General features: G+C 68.9%; 19 protein-coding genes. 5 read left to right on the top strand and 14 right to left on the bottom strand.

Annotation, left to right across the window (positions count from 1 at the left end; genetic code table 11):
* Nucleotides 1–210: 210 nt before the first annotated feature.
* Together Amac_RS50015 and Amac_RS50010 are read left to right on the top strand one after the other, a co-directional pair.
* A complete protein-coding gene (locus Amac_RS50015) occupies nucleotides 211–477 on the top strand; it encodes a hypothetical protein (protein ID WP_155361469.1) in 267 nt (88 codons plus the stop codon).
* A 577-nt stretch (nucleotides 478–1054) separates the two neighbouring features.
* Nucleotides 1055–1243 (top strand): hypothetical protein, encoded by a 189-nt coding sequence (locus tag Amac_RS50010; RefSeq protein WP_155361468.1) that lies wholly within the window; start codon nucleotides 1055–1057, stop codon nucleotides 1241–1243.
* Nucleotides 1244–1403: 160 nt separating this feature from the next.
* Here the strand turns inward: Amac_RS50010 and Amac_RS50005 are convergent, their stop codons facing one another.
* The 5 genes from Amac_RS50005 to Amac_RS49985 all read right to left on the bottom strand — a co-directional run bounded on the left by Amac_RS50005 (nucleotide 1404) and on the right by Amac_RS49985 (nucleotide 6816).
* Nucleotides 1404–1784, bottom strand: a complete 381-nt coding sequence (locus Amac_RS50005; RefSeq protein WP_155361467.1) for a hypothetical protein — start codon at nucleotides 1782–1784, stop codon at nucleotides 1404–1406.
* Between the two features lie 54 nt (nucleotides 1785–1838).
* Nucleotides 1839–2033, bottom strand: coding sequence for a hypothetical protein (locus tag Amac_RS50000; protein WP_155361466.1), 195 nt, complete (start codon nucleotides 2031–2033; stop codon nucleotides 1839–1841).
* A 292-nt stretch (nucleotides 2034–2325) separates the two neighbouring features.
* Nucleotides 2326–2910, bottom strand: coding sequence for a hypothetical protein (locus tag Amac_RS49995; protein ID WP_155361465.1), 585 nt, complete (start codon nucleotides 2908–2910; stop codon nucleotides 2326–2328).
* A 629-nt stretch (nucleotides 2911–3539) separates the two neighbouring features.
* Nucleotides 3540–4772 carry a class I SAM-dependent RNA methyltransferase gene (locus Amac_RS49990; protein WP_155361464.1) on the bottom strand — a complete coding sequence of 411 codons (1233 nt, stop codon included), beginning with the start codon at nucleotides 4770–4772 and terminating at the stop codon, nucleotides 3540–3542.
* Nucleotides 4773–4779: 7 nt separating this feature from the next.
* Entirely contained in the window at nucleotides 4780–6816 is a 2037-nt protein-coding gene (locus Amac_RS49985; protein WP_155361463.1) for an APC family permease, read from the bottom strand.
* Between the two features lie 102 nt (nucleotides 6817–6918).
* Here Amac_RS49985 and Amac_RS49980 point away from each other — a divergent pair, with 102 nt between their 5' ends.
* Both Amac_RS49980 and Amac_RS49975 read left to right on the top strand, forming a co-directional pair.
* On the top strand, nucleotides 6919–7584 hold the full coding sequence (locus tag Amac_RS49980; RefSeq protein WP_155361462.1) for a potassium channel family protein: 666 nt from the start codon (nucleotides 6919–6921) through the stop codon (nucleotides 7582–7584).
* Nucleotides 7584–8243 (top strand): potassium channel family protein, encoded by a 660-nt coding sequence (locus Amac_RS49975; RefSeq protein ID WP_155334868.1) that lies wholly within the window; start codon nucleotides 7584–7586, stop codon nucleotides 8241–8243. The genes Amac_RS49980 and Amac_RS49975 overlap by 1 nt, the downstream gene beginning before the upstream one ends.
* Here Amac_RS49975 and Amac_RS49970 read toward each other — a convergent pair.
* From Amac_RS49970 to valS, 6 genes are all read right to left on the bottom strand, one after another.
* A complete protein-coding gene (locus tag Amac_RS49970) occupies nucleotides 8240–8932 on the bottom strand; it encodes a DUF3159 domain-containing protein (protein ID WP_246269216.1) in 693 nt (230 codons plus the stop codon). The two genes, Amac_RS49975 and Amac_RS49970, sit on opposite strands and share 4 nt — an antisense overlap.
* A 42-nt stretch (nucleotides 8933–8974) precedes the next feature.
* On the bottom strand, nucleotides 8975–9370 hold the full coding sequence (locus Amac_RS49965; RefSeq protein WP_155361461.1) for an OB-fold nucleic acid binding domain-containing protein: 396 nt from the start codon (nucleotides 9368–9370) through the stop codon (nucleotides 8975–8977).
* A 48-nt stretch (nucleotides 9371–9418) separates the two neighbouring features.
* On the bottom strand, nucleotides 9419–10084 hold the full coding sequence (locus Amac_RS49960) for a DUF3710 domain-containing protein (protein ID WP_246269215.1): 666 nt from the start codon (nucleotides 10082–10084) through the stop codon (nucleotides 9419–9421).
* A gap of 25 nt (nucleotides 10085–10109) precedes the next feature.
* Nucleotides 10110–10547, bottom strand: coding sequence for a dUTP diphosphatase (gene dut, locus Amac_RS49955; RefSeq protein WP_155361460.1), 438 nt, complete (start codon nucleotides 10545–10547; stop codon nucleotides 10110–10112).
* 11 nt (nucleotides 10548–10558) lie between these two features.
* A complete protein-coding gene (locus Amac_RS49950) occupies nucleotides 10559–11740 on the bottom strand; it encodes an AI-2E family transporter (protein ID WP_246269214.1) in 1182 nt (393 codons plus the stop codon).
* Between the two features lie 118 nt (nucleotides 11741–11858).
* Entirely contained in the window at nucleotides 11859–14381 is a 2523-nt protein-coding gene (gene valS / locus Amac_RS49945; protein WP_155361459.1) for a valine--tRNA ligase, read from the bottom strand.
* Nucleotides 14382–14450: 69 nt separating this feature from the next.
* On the opposite strand from valS, the gene Amac_RS49940 reads away from it, so the two are divergent.
* On the top strand, nucleotides 14451–14750 hold the full coding sequence (locus Amac_RS49940; protein ID WP_155361458.1) for a DUF4235 domain-containing protein: 300 nt from the start codon (nucleotides 14451–14453) through the stop codon (nucleotides 14748–14750).
* On the opposite strand, the gene Amac_RS49935 is transcribed toward Amac_RS49940, so the two are convergent.
* From Amac_RS49935 to Amac_RS49925, 3 genes are all read right to left on the bottom strand, one after another.
* A complete protein-coding gene (locus tag Amac_RS49935) occupies nucleotides 14747–16123 on the bottom strand; it encodes an alpha,alpha-trehalose-phosphate synthase (UDP-forming) (RefSeq protein WP_155351380.1) in 1377 nt (458 codons plus the stop codon). The two genes, Amac_RS49940 and Amac_RS49935, sit on opposite strands and share 4 nt — an antisense overlap.
* A gap of 164 nt (nucleotides 16124–16287) precedes the next feature.
* Complete coding sequence (locus Amac_RS49930) at nucleotides 16288–17085, bottom strand: hypothetical protein (protein ID WP_246269213.1); 798 nt, start codon at nucleotides 17083–17085, stop codon at nucleotides 16288–16290.
* Nucleotides 17086–17104: 19 nt separating this feature from the next.
* The gene (locus tag Amac_RS49925; protein ID WP_030505490.1) at nucleotides 17105–17404 is read right to left on the bottom strand and encodes a DUF4193 domain-containing protein; all 300 of its coding nucleotides are present in this window, start codon (nucleotides 17402–17404) and stop codon (nucleotides 17105–17107) included.
* Nucleotides 17405–17428: the final 24 nt, after the last annotated feature.

The raw sequence follows: 17428 nt of genomic DNA, 5'->3' as shown, positions 1-17428 counted from the left end.
GCGCAGATGTGCGGAGGTGGGAAGGAGGGGGCCCGGTGGTCGGGCAGTAGCACCGCACCTGAGGTCATCATCGCGGGCCACCTCCTGTCGTGGATCGATCGGCCGACCTACCACCCAGGATATCGCTCACACGTTCGATTGGCAACTCTGTGTAGTTGTCTATGTGTGAATTGTCGTGAATGGGAGGCCCAGTGCTGGCCGTGTGCGCGGATGAACCGGCTGTTGCGGCTGGAGCAGTGTCGGGACGGCCGGCACCTGGCCGAAGATCCCCGGCCTCGCGTCACTGCGGACGCCGGACCCGCTCCAGAGCACGATCATGGTGAGGGGCCGGGCGGTGAATCCGGCGACCCGCTTGCCGATCCGCCTGCCGCGGTGGTGGCGGAGATGTCGGAGGCGGAGTATGCCGCATGCCTGGTCGGTCTGCGGCGGGAGTGCAGCCAGCACAGCAGGTCCTTCCTGACCAAGGCCCTAGCCTAGGGCCACCAGGCCAAGCTCACCGCCGCCGCAAAGGTCATCGGGAGGAGGTAGGACCCCACGACCGGTGAACCGGTCTCCTGGGGGCGGGCTCAGTCGCTGCGGTTCGACCACGCCGTCAACTGACCGCGCGGGGCTGGGAGGATGCTCCGGCCAACACCCGGCGCGGCCTGGCCCGCGACCTCGCCGACGTCACGATGCTGATGGTGGACCTCGATCAAGGCGCGGCAGACTCATCCCGCCGACAAGAACCTGAGAAGCGCGCTGATGAACTGGGCGTTCGTTCCCGGCCGTATCGAGCGAGAACCGGTCCCCGAGTCGATCGCGGCGGCGCTGGCCTGGCTCCAAACGCACACGCGGCCGGTCGGCTGCCTGGCCTATGACCAGACCTTACGCGCGCTGCTGGACGGCATCGCTCGGCTCCAGAAACGGCAAGCAGGCCAGTCCCGCCGTGGTCCAGCATCGGCATGCCGCGCTTTACCGCGCGTTCGAGCTCCGGTGTCCAGGAACTGGTCGCTGCCAACACCCCTCCCGCGATCAAGACCAAGAGACGGCAGATCAGCGATGACGAGGTCTCCCCGTGATCATTCCCAACGGTGATCAAGTGGCCCGGCTGCTGGATGCCTGCCAGACGCTGACCGGGACGCATGCCCGACAGCGGGGGCCGCGCCTGCGGGCCTTCTTCGCGGTCATGTACTACGCCGAATGCCGTCCCTCCGAAGTGATCGCTCTGCGGGAAGCTGACTGCTACCTGCCCGCGCCGGGGTGAAGGCGGCTCACGCTGTGCGGGTCCTCACCGGATGTGGGCCAGCTGTGGAAGGAGCCCCGAGGTAGATCAAAAGGCTGGGTGGGTGGGACAACCACGCGGATTGGCTGTCGCCTCCGTGATCGTCGTGAATGCCGTCGCGGATTGATGGCCAGCGGGCGGATTAGCTCTGTGAAGGCTTGGCTGTGATCAACTCGGTGGCTTCCGCCTCGGCGCGGAGGCGGAGGATGTATTCCGCCACCTCGACGGGGACCAGGGCGGCCACCCGTTCCCCCTGGTCGTCCCGGACGAAGGTGATCGCGCCGTGTTCCCGCGCCTCCCCCACGATCGTCGGCAAGTGCATGGTCATCTGATCGAGGTCGAGATCGTCGATGGCATGCACGACCCGCTCGTCCTCCCGCCGCGTCAGCGGAGCACGCCGGACGGCGCTCTCCGCCGCGATTCGCCGGAAACGGTCCTCCCGGACCCCTTCGGCTTCCCGCCCCCAGCGCCGGCCCCCGGCAGCCCGATCGACGTGATCCCACATCCGCTCGTGCGCGTCCATGCCCCCCATTGTCCCGCACCATCCTGGAACGCCAGGACCAGGAATATCCCAACGCTACTTGACCGTATCGGCGGGACCTTCCTCCTCGCCCTCCTCCTCACCGTGCGATCGCGTCCCTGAATCGCCCTCGATCAGCTCGACGAGGTCGGCCGAATTCGACATCCCGTACGACGACACGCCCAGCACGAAGATCCCCTTGAACAGGTAGACAATCTTGTCCCACGTATCGATCTCGTTTTCAGTCCCCATGACACCCTCCTCTAAAGAAGGGCGTGACATTCCGTTCCATTTCCGTGATCTAGGTCGCACGCCCGACGAGCAGCGCGACGCTCCACGTGGCGGGTCCAAGATCGACATCAAGAGTTTCATCCGAGGGTCGACGCTGGCGAGACCGTTCAATAGGCGTTCCTCACCGACCTGAACGCCGAGCCGGTGGCTGGCGCGAACCGGGAAGACCCCCGCATCCCAGGCGAACGACTAAACAGACAGCTGACTAAATCCCGGAAGGGCCCGCCTCTTGAGGCTGGGCGGCCCCTGGCCTTTACGCGCACAAGCCCTTGGCCCGCTGGTCGGCAACGATCTCGTCGACCGTCTGGCCCTGATACTGCTTCCGCTGATCAGTGGTCATCTCATACCGCCAGCGCCCGGCCTGATAGCGGAAGGTGAACTGGTCGACCAGGATCGACCGCGACGCGGTGACGCGGGCCGTGGACCCAGAGACGCTCACGTCGCTGATCGACCAGCGGATGCCCTGCGCCGACGCCGGGCACTCCCGGAACCTGCGCATGTACTCCGACCGGCTGACCACAGCTTGGGACTGCTCGGTCCACTGGTCCCAGAACTTGCCGTAGTTCCCGATGCTGTAAAAGTCGAACGCGCGTTTGGCCGCCGCCTTGGCGCCGGCCTTGGTCCGGGGCTGGGACGTCGGTGTCGGTGTCAGCGTGGTGCTCGCGCTCGCACCCGCCGGGCGAGAGCTCACCTCGGTCCCGATCGCTGCCGCACCTGCAGGCTGCGGCACCCGTTCCAGGACCAGGACCACCGCGAAGACCGCGACCGTGAGGGCGAGGATCGCCACGACCAGGGCCACCATCGCCACACCGCCGCTGGGCCTCTGCCTCTTGGGCATGCGCCGCTGGTCTCGAGCAAGGGGCTGAGTCATAGGTGGCTCCAGGGGTCACAGCTACCTGTGAGACGTGCGGAACACCGCCCCGGGTGACGGCTGAGGCTGGCCGGATCCGGTCACGCGGCGGCGCGGATGGCTCGGGAATTCCCGACTTCCGCTCTAGGGCGGCTATAAAACGCGCTGGTCTATGCGGCGCGAATGCCAATCCACAGAATGATCAGTAGCGCACTGTAATCGGATCGCGCCGCCCCAGCTTTCGTGCGTCACACCTGCGTCATGATCTTGAAAGAACCTGCCTTGTACTGAACCACGCCCTCGTGCCTGCGGGAAACTACGGCGACCACGGGATCGGGCAGAGCCCGAAAGGGAACGGGCTGGGTGGATGGGAAAACCCCTCGACATCGAAACCGTCGCGCCTACGGGAAACCACGACGACCACGGAACCGGGCACACCCCGAAAGAAACAACGGGCCGGGTGGGCGGGAGAACCACCGTGCCGCGGCTGTCGCTCATCTGCGCAACCACGGCCCTGGCGGGGTCGGGCGGAGCCCGAGGGAAAACAACGGACAGGGTGGGTGGGAGAACCACGGATCGGCTGTCGCCTCCCGGGATCCGCAGGTCAGAGGCTTGATCTATCCCCTGACCAGCAGGGCGACGCACTCCACGTGGTGGGTCATCGGATATTGATCAAAAGCGCGGAGTTCGGCCAGGTCGTAGCCGAGTTCGGTGAACCAGTTGAGGTCGCGGGACAAGGTGGCCGGGTCGCAGGAGACGTACACGATCCTGCTGGGGGTCAGGGATGCGATGCGGGTGACGACCGGGCGGCCGAGGCCGGAGCGGGGTGGGTCGCAGACGACGAGGTCGGCCTGCTGGATGTCGAGGCGGTCGAGGGCCTCCTCGACCTTGCCGCGTTCGGTTTGGGCCTGGGGGAGGTCGCGGAGGTTGTGGCGGGCGTCCTGGACGGTGGGGGGTTCGGATTCGATGCCGAGGACGGCGCCGGAGGGGCCGACGGCTTCGGCCAGGGCGGCGGCGAAGAGGCCGACGCCGCAGTAGAGGTCCAGGGCCCATTCGCCGGGTTTGGGCTGAGCGAAGTCGAGGACGGCGTTCTGCAGGGTGGTCGCGGCGGCGGGGTGGACCTGCCAGAAGCCGCTGGCGGAGACGCGGTAGTCGCGGCCGGCGACGTGCTCGGTCAGGGTGCCCTTGCCCTGGAGCACGCGGGTGCCGCGGCGGCCCTCGTCCAGCATGATCGAGGCGTCCAGGTCGGGGATGCGGACGTCACGGTGGGGTTTGGGGGTGACGACGACCGCGCGGTCGCCACCGGAGGCGGCGATGAACTCGACGGTGGCGGCGCCGCGCCAGCCTTCGGTGGAGACGCGCAGGTCCTCGATGGCGGGGTGGGCGATCAGGCAGGCGTCGATGCGCTCGATCTCGTGCGAGCGGTGGCGGCGCAGGCCAAGGCGGCCGTCGCGGTCGGCGGCGAACTGCACGCGGGTGCGCCAGCCGAGGCCGTCGGGCGTGCCGGGCACCTCCTCCACGACCACCTCGCGGGTGATCCCGGCCAGGCGCTGCAGCTGCTCGGCGACGACGTCGGCCTTGAGGCGGCGCTGCGCGGCCAGCGAGGCGTGCTGCCAGTCGCAGCCGCCGCAACGGCCGGGACCGCTGAACGGGCAGGGCGGCGTGACCCGGTCCGGTGAAGCCTCCAAGATCTCGACCGCGTCGGCGCGCAGGAACCGGGTGGTCTCCTCGGTGACTCGGGCCAGGACCCGCTCCCCCGGCAGCGCGTGGCGGACGAAGACCACCCGTCCCTCGTGCCTGGCCACACACCATCCACCATTGGCCACCGCGCCAACCGTCAGTTCGAGCATCCCTCCATCATGCCTTGAGCTGAGTGTCGTCACGCCCGTACGGCCTGCGCACCTGCCCCGGCGCGGACGGCTCGGGCCGCCCCGTCAACCGATCGGCGGACTCCAGCTGCCACGGCACGCTCGTCACCATCACCCCGGGCTTGAACAACAGCCGCCCCTTGAGCCGCAGCGCGCTCTGGTTGTGCAGCAGATGCTCCCACCAGCGCCCGACCACATACTCGGGAATGTAAACCGTCACCACATCCCGCGGCGACCGCCGGCGCAGCGACCGCACGTAGTCCAGGATCGGCCGCGTGATCTCCCGGTACGGCGAGTCCAAGATCTTCAACGGCACCGGAATCCCGCGCCGATCCCACTCCTCCCGCAACCGGGCCGACTCCTCCTGATCCACGCCCACGCTGACCGCCTCCAGCGTGGACGGCCGGGTGGCCCGCGCGTACGCCAGCGCCCGCAGGGTGGGTTTGTGCACCTTGGAGACCAGCACGATGGCGTGGTTGCGCGCGGGCAGCATGGAGGTGTCCAGGTCGCCCTCCGGCGCGGCCAGCTCCGCGGCCACCGCGTCGTAATGGTGCCGGATGGCCTTCATCATCAGGAACAGCACCGGCATCGCGATGCAGACGATGTACGCGCCGTGGGTGAACTTCGTCACCAGCACCACCACCAGCACCACACCGGTCATCACACCGCCGAAGCCGTTGATCACCCGCGACCGCATCATGTGCAGCCGCAGCTTGCCGTCGGTCTCGGTGCGCAGCAGCCGCGTCCAGTGCCGGACCATCCCGATCTGGCTGAGCGTGAATGACACGAACACGCCCACGATGTACAGGTTGAGCAGGCGGCTCACGTCCGCGTCGAAGGCCCAGATGAGCAGGCAGGCGGCGGTCGCCAGGATGACGATGCCGTTGCTGAAGGCCAGCCTGTCCCCCCGGGTGTGCAGCTGGCGGGGCAGGTAGCGGTCCTGGGCGAGGATGGAGCCGAGCACGGGGAAGCCGTTGAACGCGGTGTTGGCGGCCAGGAACAGGATCAGCGCGGTGACCGCCGAGATCACCACGAACAGCACGGTGCCGGGCCCGAAGACGGCGGAGGCGACCTGGGAGATGATCGGCTCCTGGTAGTAGTCGGCCCCGACCGGTTCGCCGTCCGGGCCGAGCAGGCCGCTCGCGACGTGGGCCGGATCGGCGACCGTCACCCCGGCCTTGAGACCGAGGAAGATGATGCCGCTGAACATGGTGACGGCGACCAGGCCCATCAGGAGCAGCGTGGTGGCGGCGTTCTTGCTCTTCGGCTTGCGGAACGCGGGCACCCCGTTGCTGATCGCCTCCACCCCGGTCAGCGCCGCGCACCCGGACGCGAAGGCCCGCAGCACCAGGAACACCAGGGCGAACCCCGCCAGGTCCACCTGTTCCGGGACCACGTCGAACCCCTCGGTGGGCGCGTGCAGGTCCTGCCCGAGCACGAACATCCGGATCAGACCCCAGCCGATCATGAAGATGACGGCGGCCATGAACGTGTAGGTCGGGATGGCGAAGGCGATCCCCGACTCGCGGATGCCGCGCAGGTTCATCATGGTCAGCACGACCACGATGGTGATGGCCACCCCGGGCTTGTTCTCACCCACGAACGGGATGGTCGCGCCCACGTAGTCGACGCCGTTGGCCACCGAGACGGCCACCGTCAGCACATAGTCGACCAGCAGCGCGCTGGCCACGGTGAGGCCCGCGTTGGGCCCCAGGTTCTTGGTGGCCACCTCGTAGTCGCCGCCCCCGCTCGGGTAGGCGTGCACATTCTGCCGGTACGACGCGACCACGGTGAGCATGATGACCACCACGGCCAGCGCCACCCACGGGCTGAAATGGTAGGCGGCCACGCCCGCGATGGAGAGGATGACCAGGATCTCCTGCGGGGCGTACGCGACGGAGGAAAGCGCGTCACTGGCGAAGACGGGCAGCGCGATGCGCTTGGGGAGCAGCTGCCCATGCAGCTCGGTGCTCCTCAATGCGCGCCCAACCAGCAGGCGCTTGGTAAAATCCGTCACTTTTGACACGTCAGAAGATGCTAGCTGTCCCGGACCGGCCCAGCGCACGCGGCACTCCCCCCGCGCGCCATACTGGGCTCATTGAACTGGGCGCACAGACCGGCGGGGAGCATGCACATTGTGATCATGGGGTGCGGGCGGGTGGGTTCGACCCTCGCGCACATCCTTGAGGACAACGGCCACTCGGTCGCGATCATCGACCGGGATCCGCAGGCATTCCGGCGGCTGCGTTCGGGCTTCCGGGGCCGCCGGGTGACGGGCATGGGTTTCGACCGGGACGTGCTGGAGGAGGCCGGGATCGAGTCGGCCCAGGCCTACGTGGCGGTCAGCAGCGGCGACAACTCCAACATCATCTCGGCCCGGGTGGCCAGGGAGACCTTCGGGGTCGACAACGTGGTGGCCCGCATCTACGACCCCCGGCGGGCCGAGGTCTACCAGCGGCTGGGCATCCCGACGGTGGCGACCGTGCGATGGACGGCCGACCAGATCCTGCGCCGGGTGCTGCCGGAGGGCGCCGAGCCGCTCTGGCGGGACCCGACCGGCACGGTGGTGCTGGCCGAGGTGACCTTCAACCCGGCCTGGATCGGGGCCCGGGTGCGCGAGGTGGAGTCGGCCACCGGCGCCAGGCTGGCGTTCATCAACCGGATGGGCGAGGCGCTGGTGCCCAAGGACGACACCGTGGTCCAGGAGGGCGACATCCTGCACGTGGTGGCGGCCGGCAACGAGATGGAACGGGTCAACAAGGTGCTGTCCGGCATTCCGGTCGAGGAGAACTGATGCGCGTCACGATCGCGGGGGCGGGCGCCGTAGGGCGGTCGATCGCGGCCGAGCTCCTGGAGAACGGCCACGAGGTCCTGCTCATCGACATCGACCCCAAGGCCATCAAGATCGACAGTGTGCCGCGGGCGGAGTGGCTGCTCGCCGACGCCTGCGAGATCACCGCGCTGGACGAGGCCGGCCTCAACGCCTGCCACGTGGTGATCGCCGCCTCCGGCGACGACAAAGTCAACCTCGTCGTCTCCCTGCTGGCCAAGACGGAGTACGGCGTGCCCCGGGTGGTCGCCCGCATCAACCACCCCAAGAACGAGTGGCTGTTCAACGAGTCCTGGGGCGTGGATGTGGCCGTCTCGACACCGCGCCTGCTCAGCGCCCTGGTCGAGGAGGCGGTCAGCGTCGGCGACCTGGTCCGGCTGATGACGTTCCGCCAGGGCCAGGCCAACCTGGTCGAGCTGACCCTGCCCGAGGACGCGCCGGTGGTCGGCCAGCGGGCCGGTTCGGTGCCGTGGCCGACCGATTCGGTGCTGGTGGCGATCCTGCGCGAGGGCCGGGTGCTGGTCCCGTCGGCCGACGACCCCCTGGAAGCGGGCGACGAGCTGCTGTTCGTGGCCAGCCAGGAGGTCGAGGAGGAGCTGGGCCAGCTCCTCTCGCCGCACTAAACCTGAGGCTGTACGGCCGTGCGGCCGCGGGCGAGCACCCAGCCGACCGTGGCCAGCGCGGCCAGGTAGACCGGCCAGCCGAGCGCGACCTTGGCGATGCCGAGCCAGAACACCTGCCCGGCCAGGTAGAGCGGGATCTGCACGGTCAGCTTGATCAGGCCGGGCAGCACCATGATCCACGAGACCTTGGTGCAGAGCTTCACGATGCCCTTGTCGCGGTGCCAGGCCAGCGGGTCCTCGGGGTTGGTGGCGCCGAGCATGAACCCCATGAACGGCCAGCGCACCAGGATCGAGAAGATCATGATGGCCTCGACCACCGCGATCCACAACATGCCGGGCAGGAAGGCGTCCTCGGCCTTGCCGCTGCGGAGCGCGAAGAACGCGCCGATGCCGATGCCGAACAGGCTGTTGAGCACGAACTGCGGGGTGGATCGCTGCACGATCCGGGCCACCAGCAGCGCAGCGGCGAGGCCGCCGCTGAGGATGAGCGAGAGCTGCAGCTGCTCGGTGAAGATCCAGGCCAATGTGAACGCGATCGTGGGCACGGCGGCCTCGATCGTGCCCCGCCTGCCGCCGAACGCCTTGGAAAGCTGAGCCCGGACGGCAGCTTCTACCGTCTCGTACGTCTCCGCGGGCTGCGGAACCGTAGCGGTGGGCTGCACCGGCACGGCCTCATCGGCGGTACTCACTCGTCGTTCACCGTTTCCTAGTTTTTCCGGAAATTTCCGGATTCATCCGGTTGGGCGCAGCTCGTATCGCGGGTTGAACATGACCTTGCGGCCGTCCTGCAGGCTCACCAGGCCCTCGGCCCGGACCACCCGGCCCGGTTCGATCCCCACGATCTTCCGGCGGCCGAGCCAGACCAGGTCGATCACATCCGACCCGTCGTACAGCTCGGCCTCCAGTGCGGGCGCGCCGCCGCGGGGGCGGAGCGTCACCGTACGCAGCGTACCGGCCACGCAGAAACGTTGCCGCTCAGCGCACGAGGCGATCGGGGTCGCGCCGTGCCGGTCGAGGTCCTCACGCAGTTCGGCAGCCTCAAGCTCGGCCTGGCTGCTGGTCAGGCGCCGGAAGAAGGCGCGCAGCCCGCCAGATCCACCCTTACGCTGAGGCTCCTGAGTTGTCATGATTTATCAGCCTAGGCGATGCTTACCGCCCGGGGCCAACCGGCGAAGCTACCGAATTTCGGCGATCTCGGGGCCGCGCTCGAACGGGTTCCACTCCGGCTCCGGCTCCTGCTCCATGGCCTGCCGCGCCTCGGCGGGCAGCCGCAGCGCGATCGCCTCCTTGGGCGCCATCGGCTCGTCCCCCCGGACCACCACGATGTCCTTGATCACGTTCTCCAGCGGCTCCGCGGCGGCCGGGTCGACCGCGGCGGGACCGCTGACCACCGCGCGCAGGAACCAGCGCGGCCCGTCGATGCCGAGGTAGCGGACCGGCTGCTTGGCCTCGCCCGGCTGCTGCGGCACCTGGGCCGCCAGCTCGATCCCGAACGGGCCCTCCCGCTCCTCCACGGTGCCGTCGGCGACGCCGACCTCGCGGACCAGCTCGGCCCTGACCTCGTCCCAGATGCCGCTGCGCTTGGGCGCGGCGAAGGCGTGCACCTGCAGCGCGCTCTCCTCCACCAGCACCAGCGCGCCGATGATCTGGTCGCCCGCCACCTGCAGCTGGACTTCGAAGCCGGCCCCGATGGGCAGCAGCAGGCCGCCCAGATCGACCCGCTCGGCCGTTGGGTACCCCTCGTCCGCGTCCCACGGACCTGACTCGCGGACCGGCACCGCCGGTTCCGTCTCGGGCGGGGCCGCCATGGGCTCGGCCGCGCCGCGTCGGCGTCGGAACACGTCTTTCACACTCCTTGACTTGATTCTATCTGCCGGTGGAGCCGAACCCCCCGGCGCCGCGCGCCGAGCCGGGCAGCCGTTCCACCTCGTGGAAGGCCGCTTTCTCCACCCGCTGAATGACCAGCTGGGCCACCCGGTCGCCGCGCCGCAGCCGGACCGCGTCCTTGCTGTCGGTGTTCAGCAGCGTGACCCGGATCTCACCCCGGTAGCCGGCGTCGACCGTGCCGGGCGCGTTCACCAGCGTGACACCGAACCGGGCGGCCAGGCCAGAGCGCGGGTGCACGAAGGCCGCGTACCCATCGGGCAGCGCGATCGCCACCCCGGTGCCGACCATGGCCCGCTCGCCGGGCAGCAACTCCACGTCCTCGGCCGCGTAAAGGTCCGCGCCCGCGTCTCCAGGATGCGCGTACGACGGTAATGGCAGCTCGGGGTCGAGCCGGTGAATCAGGACCTCGACACTCATGAACTGAAACCCTACCGGCTCGGGGTCTCCGGCACGGCTTCTCCCGCGCCTGGTGGGGGCGGTGTTTCTGGTGGAGTTCCAGGAGCGGGGGGAAGCGCGGGCGGCTCCTCCTTGCGCAGCTCGGGCAGGGCCCGGTAGATGACCGCGGCCACCGGCACGGCCACGGCGGCCCCGGCGATGCCGCCGAGCACGCCGCCCACGGCCAGCACCAGGATGATCGCCAGCGGGTGGAACTCCAGCGCCCGGCCGACGATCAAGGGCTGCAGCACGTGGTTCTCCAGCTGCTGTTCCACGATCAGGATGCCGACGAAGACCAGCGCGTACACCCAGCCCTGGGCGCCGAACACGACCAGGGTGGCGATCGCGCCCGCGAAGAAGATACCCACGATCGGGATGAAGCTCGCCAGGAACACCAGCACGGCCAGCGGCGCCCAGAGCGGCACCCGCATGCCCGCCAGCACCACGCCGATGATCAGGCCGTGCACGGCGGCGACGGCCACCGTGCCGAGCACGTAGTGCGACAGCGTGCGCCAGGCCGCCCGCCCGGCCCGGTCCACCCGGGGCGCCGCGCCGCCGAACGCGCGCAGGAACCAGGACCAGATCCGGTCCCCGTCCTTGAGCAGGAAGAACGTGATGAACAGCAGCAGCACGATGGAGGCCAGCACCTCGATGATGGCGGTCGCGCCGCTGAGCACCGTGCTGGTGATCTGGCCGCGCTGCTGGTCCAGCTGCCGGGTCAGCTCCTCCACGAAGTCGGCGATCTGCGCCTCTTTCAGGTGGAACGGCCCGGTGATCAGCCAGTTCTGCGCGTCCCGGGCGGTCTGCTGGATCTGCGCGACCAGGCCGGGGAACTCCTCGTTGGCGCGGACTCCGATGATGAAGCCCACGCCGATGATGAACGCGAACGCGACCAGCATGGTGATCCAGGTCGCGTAGATGGGCCGCAGCCCGGCCGCGCGCAGCCGGTTGGTGAGCGGGAAGAGCAGCGCGGCCAGCAGGAAGGCGATGGCCACCGGCAGGGCGACGAAGCTGAGCCTGGCGATGATCATCGCGACCAGGTAGATCAGCGCGCCGATCACGATGACCCGCCAGCTCCAGGCCGACAGGGTGTTCAGGATGGGCGGCACCCCGGGCCCGCCGCGCCGGTGCGGCCGGTCTCGTTCCGAAATCTGACGCTCCCTATCCGAGATCACTCATCCACACTGGCACGCGCCACCCAGGAACGCGCAGCCATTTATTAACGAGAAACCCAGCCCGCATGACCGCCGACCAGGCCACTCGTCGCCGCGGCTGTCTAGATCGCGTCTTTTTTCATGAATTTTCGATAACCGTGTCCACCGTGAGTGGCCCGTCTCCCCCGTCGAGCACGAACTCCTCCACGTTCCCGGCCGCGCAGAGATCATCGGCGGCCAGCCGGACCAGCCCGGCCTCGGCGCCGGTGACGTCCAGCCGGGAGATCTCGGCGCGCATCGAGAGCTTGGCCGCCGACTTGGCCTTGCGGACCTGGCGCAGCACCTCGGCGACCGCCTCCAGCACGGCGGGGTCGCCGTCCAGACCCGCCGGGACCGGCCAGGCGGCGCGGTGCACCGAGCCGGGCCGCCACCAGGACCAGACCTCCTCGGTGACGAACGGCAGGAACGGCGCGAACAGCCGCAGCAGCACGTCCAGCGCGTGCCGCAGGGCGGCCACGGCGGAGGCGTCGCCCTCGTAGGCGCGGGCTTTGACCAGTTCGAGATAGTCGTCGCAGAACTGCCAGAAGAAGCGTTCCGTCCGCTCCAGCGCGCGGGTGTAGTCGTATGCCTCGAACGCCTCGGTGGCCTCGGCCACCACCGCGTCCAGGGCGGCCACCATGGACAGGTCGATGGGCGCGCCGATCGGCCCGTCCTGCTCGCCGAAGCCGAGGATGAACTTGGCCGCGTTGAGGATCTTGATGGCCAGCCGCCGGCCGATCTTGATCTGGCCGGTGTCGAAGGCGGTGTCGGTGCCGGGGCGGCCGTTGGCGGCCCAGTAGCGCACGGCGTCGGAGCCGTACTCCTCGAGCAGGCCGAGCGGGGTGACCACGTTGCCCTTGGACTTGGACATCTTCTTGCGGTCGGGGTCCAGGATCCAGCCGGAGATGGCGGTGTGGGCCCAGGGCAGGGCGCCCTGCTCCTGGTGGGCGCGGACCACGGTGGAGAACAGCCAGGTGCGGATGATCTCGTGGGCCTGGGGGCGCAGGTCCATCGGGAAGACCCGCTGGAACAGGTCCTCGTCGCGTTCCCAGCCCGCCGCGATCTGCGGGGTCAGCGAGGAGGTCGCCCAGGTGTCCATCACGTCGGGGTCGCCGGCGAAGCCGTACGGCTTGCCGCGGCGCGCCTCGCTGAACCCGGGCGGAGCGTCGCTGGACGGATCCACCGGCAGCATGTCCTCCGGCGGCACGATGGGCGCCTCGTGGATGGGCTGGCCCTCGGAGTCGAGCTGGTACCAGACCGGGATCGGCACCCCGAAGAAACGCTGCCGGGAGATCAGCCAGTCGCCGTTGAGGCCGCTCACCCAGTTGTCGTAGCGGACCCGCATGTGCGGCGGGTGCCAGGTCAGCTCCTTGCCCCGGTCGAGCAGCTCCCAGCGCAGCTTCTCGTCCCTGCCGCCGTTGCGCACGTACCACTGCCGGGTGGTGACGATCTCCAGCGGCCGGTCGCCCTTCTCGTAGAACTTGACCGCCCGCAGCACCCCGCGCGGCTCGCCCTCCAGGTCGCCCGACTCGCGCAACATCTGCACCAGCCGCTCGCGCGCGCTGTGGGTGGTCTTCCCGGCCAGTTCCTTGTACGGCTCCGCCGGCACCCCCTCCGGCGGCTCCGGCAGCAGCCGCCCGTCCCAGCCGATGATCGCCCGGGTGGGCAGATCCAGCTCGCGCCACCAGGTCACGTCGGTGACGTCGCCGAACGTGCAGATCATGGCGATGCCCGAGCCCTTGTCCGGTTCGGCCAGGTGATGCGCGAGCACCGGCACCTCGACCCCGAACACCGGCGTGCGCACGGTGCTGCCGAACAGCGGCCGGTAACGCTCGTCGTCCGGGTGGGCGACCAGCGCCACGCAGGCCGGGATGAGCTCGGGCCGGGTGGTCTCGATCCAGACCCGCTCCGCGAAGCCCTGTGCCTGCTGCTCGGGCGTCAAATGGAAGCCGATGCGGTGGAACGCGCCAGGATAGTCCCGGTCCTCCAGCTCGGCCTGAGCCACGGCGGTGCGGAAGGTGACGTCCCAGAGCGTGGGCGCCTCCGACAGGTACGCCTCCCCCCGCGCCAGATTGCGCAGGAAGGCCCGCTGGGACGCGGCCCGGGAGGCGTCGTCGATGGTGGCGTAGGTGAGCGACCAGTCCACGGAGAGCCCGAGCCGCCGCCAGAGCTCCTCGAACGCCTTCTCGTCCTCCACGGTGAGCCGCTCGCACAGCTCGATGAAGTTCCGCCGCGAGATCGGCACCTGCTGCTTGCCTGGTTTGTCCGGCGGCGTGAACCCCGGGTCGTACGGCACGGAGGGGTCGCAGCGCACCCCGAAATGGTTCTGCACCCGGCGCTCGGTGGGCAGCCCGTTGTCGTCCCACCCCATGGGATAAAAGACCTCACGGCCGCGCATCCGCATGAACCGGGCGATCGTATCGGTGTGGGTATAGGAGAAGACGTGACCGACATGCAGGGACCCGGAGACGGTCGGCGGCGGCGTGTCGATGGAGTAGATCTGCTCGCGCGTCTTCGACCGGTCGAAGCGGTAGGTCCCGTCGGCCTCCCAGCGGCCTACCCATACCGTCTCCAGCCCATCAAGGGTGGGACGTTCTGGTGGCACGATTCGCTGAGTCGTCATGCCACCTCATGGTATGGCGTCGGCTCGGCCGTGGCTGGCACAGACTAGGGTCGTTACCGAGGAGGAATCATGGCGGGTACGGAAGAGAAGCCGGACATGCAGTGGCGGATCGTGGGCGGTCTGGTGGGACTGGCCGTGGGCTTCCTGTCCAAGAAGGTGCTCTCCTTCGCGTGGGAGAAGGCGACCGGAAAGAAGCCGCCGACCAACACCGACTCGCCGGACGTGAGCCTGGGCGAGGCGGTGGCCTACGCGGTCGTGATGGGCCTGGGCATGGAGGTGGCCAGGATCGTGATGACCCGGGCCGCGGCCAAAAAGTGGTACAGCTGGAAGGCCGCGGCACAGGCCGTTCAGGACGAGATCAAGGACTAGCTCTCCAGCGCCGTCAGGAACTCGTTCGCCCACCGGTCCACGTCGTGGGTGGCGACCCGGCGGCGCAACGAGCGCATCCGGCGTCCCAGCTCGTGCGGGGGCGCCTGCATGGCGGCCATCATGGTCCGCTTCATGCCGTCGACGTCGTAGGGGTTGACCAGGTAGGCCTGTTTGAGCTCATCGGCCGCCCCCGCGAACTCGCTCAGCACTAGGGCGCCGCGCAGGTCGTGGCGGCAGGCCACATACTCCTTGGCGACCAGGTTCATGCCGTCCCGCAGCGGGGTGACCATCATCACGTCCGCGGCGCAGTAGAGGGCGGCCAGCTCCTCCCGGCCGAAGGACTGGTGCATGTAGGTGATGGGGGCGCGGCCGATCTCGCCGTACTCGCCGTTGATCCGGCCGACCTGGAGCTCGATGTCGTTGCGGAGCCGGATGTACTCCTCGACGCGTTCCCTGGTCGGGGTGGCGACCTGCACGAACACCGCCTCGCCCGGCTTCAGCCTGCCCTCGGCGAACAGCTCGCCGTAGGCCTTGAGGCGGGCTCTGATGCCCTTGGTGTAGTCGAGCCGGTCGACGCCCAGCAGCACGTGCTCCGGGTCGCCGAGCTCGGCTCTGATCTCCTTGGCCCTGGCCATCACGTGGGATTCGCGGACCAGCTGGTCCAGCTCCCCGAAGTCCACCGAGATCGGGTACGCCTCGGCCCGCACGGTCCGGCCGTTGTCCAGCTGGATGTCGTTCTTGACCGTCGAGACGCCCAGCATCTTCCGGCAGAGCCGGACGAAGTTGGACGCGCCGCCGGGACGCTGGAAGCCCACCAGGTCGGCCCCGAGCAGCCCTTCCAGCAGCTCGACGCGCCACGGCAGCTGCATGAACAGCTCGCCGGGCGGGAATGGGATGTGCAGGAAGAACCCGATTTTCACATCGGGCCGGAGCTTGCGCAGCATGCTGGGCACCAGCTGGAGCTGGTAGTCCTGCACCCACACCACGGCGCCCGGCGCGGCGGCGTCGGCGGCGGCCCGGGCGAAGCGGTCGTTGACCGCGCGGTAGGCGTCCCAGAGCACGCGGGAGTAGATCGGGGGGGCCACGACGTCGTGGTAAAGCGGCCACAGGGTGGCGTTCGAGAAGCCCTCGTAGTAGAACTCGACCTCCATCGAGGACAGCGGCACCGGGATGAGGTGCATGCCGTCGTGGTCGAACGGCTTGAGCTCCTCCCCCGCCGCGCCGGTCCAGCCGAGCCAGGCCCCGTCACGGCGCTGCATGACGGGCGCGATCGCGGTCACCAGACCGCCAGGACTTCGGCGCCATTGTTTTTCGCCCACTCGGTCGACCGGCAACCGGTTCGCGACGATCAGGAACGAGCTGGTGCCACGCATGAGCCCTCCAGTGAACATCGCCTTGGGACCACCATACGTAAGGTCCCCGGGACGGCACATACCCCCCACGAAGTGCACAATTCAGGACCAAAGCTGTGAGAATGATCTCCCGCAGGTCGGCAGCCATGACCGAGAGGTTTAGACCATTTGGTTACAGTTTGATATCAAACCGAAGAGGCAGGTGGCAAAGCGCGCTGGCGGCGCAGATCCGCCCGTACGGCGGCGGCCAGCCGTTTGGTCGCGACCCGGTTGAGGGTGCCGCCCGCGACGGCCCCCGTGAGGAACGGGCCAAGGGTGGTGAGATGGCGCCCGAGCGTGCGCATCAGGCGGTTGCGCAGCGAGGTCTTGGCCGCCGCGCCGAGCGCCAGCGTGACCGTCGCCGGGCTGAGCGGGTCGACCCCGCGCTGTTTGGACCAGGCCACGGCGAACTGGGCGGCGCGCTGGCCCCCGTTGCCCTGCACCTGGATTCCGTAGGCTTCGTGCAGCTCGGCCAGGAGCTTGACCTCGATCGCGGCCACGACCAGGGTTTCCGCGACGAGCTGCGCCGGAGCGGAGAGCAGCAGTGGAGGGGCGGCGAACTCGGCCGCCGCGAGGGCGCCCCCGACCGCGCCGACGGCCGTGGTGGCCTTCACCGCGGTACGGACCAAGTCGTCGGCCAACTGCTCGCCGGTCAGGCCGTAGTGATGCTCCTGGAGGGTCGCGAGGTCCCGGATCGGGAGTCTGGGCGCGATGTTCATGAACACATCGGCCAGCCAGCGGCCCCGCCCGACCCCGGACGTGCCCGCCTTCCTGGCGGAGACGACCAGAGCCTTGCTGAGACGGCCGAGCAGCCGTCGCCGCTCGGCCCCGTCCGTCTCCGCTGGGGACCCGTCCTGTTCGACGAGCTTGCCGACGAGCTCGGCTACCTCGTCCGGTCTTTCCCTATCCGGTGGTTCCTTCGATCGATCCGCTTCAGAAGCCATCAACGGACCCTTCCCTCAATCAAGCGGCGCATTCACGGCAAACCTGCTGCCCGTTCTTCTCCGATGCGAGCTGGCTGCGGTGATGCACCAGGAAACACCGCGAGCAGGTGAACTCATCGGCCTGCCGTGGTATCACCCGGAGCGAGAGCTCCTCGTTGGACAGGTCAGCCCCCGGCAGCTCGAGCGACTCGGCCAGGTCGGTCTCGTCGATGTCGATGCTGCCCGACGACTTGTCGCTGCGCCGCGCCTGGAGTTCCTGAAGGCTGTCCTCATTCAGGTCATCGTCGGTCTTGCGCGGGCTGTCGTAGTCGGTAGCCATGTGCGTACTCCATCCCCCTCATCT

This window comes from Acrocarpospora macrocephala, from assembly GCF_009687865.1.
GTDB classification, from domain to species: domain Bacteria; phylum Actinomycetota; class Actinomycetes; order Streptosporangiales; family Streptosporangiaceae; genus Acrocarpospora; species Acrocarpospora macrocephala.
Note: the sequence above shows the minus strand (reverse complement) of the source record. Positions and strands in the feature narration are given on the sequence as shown.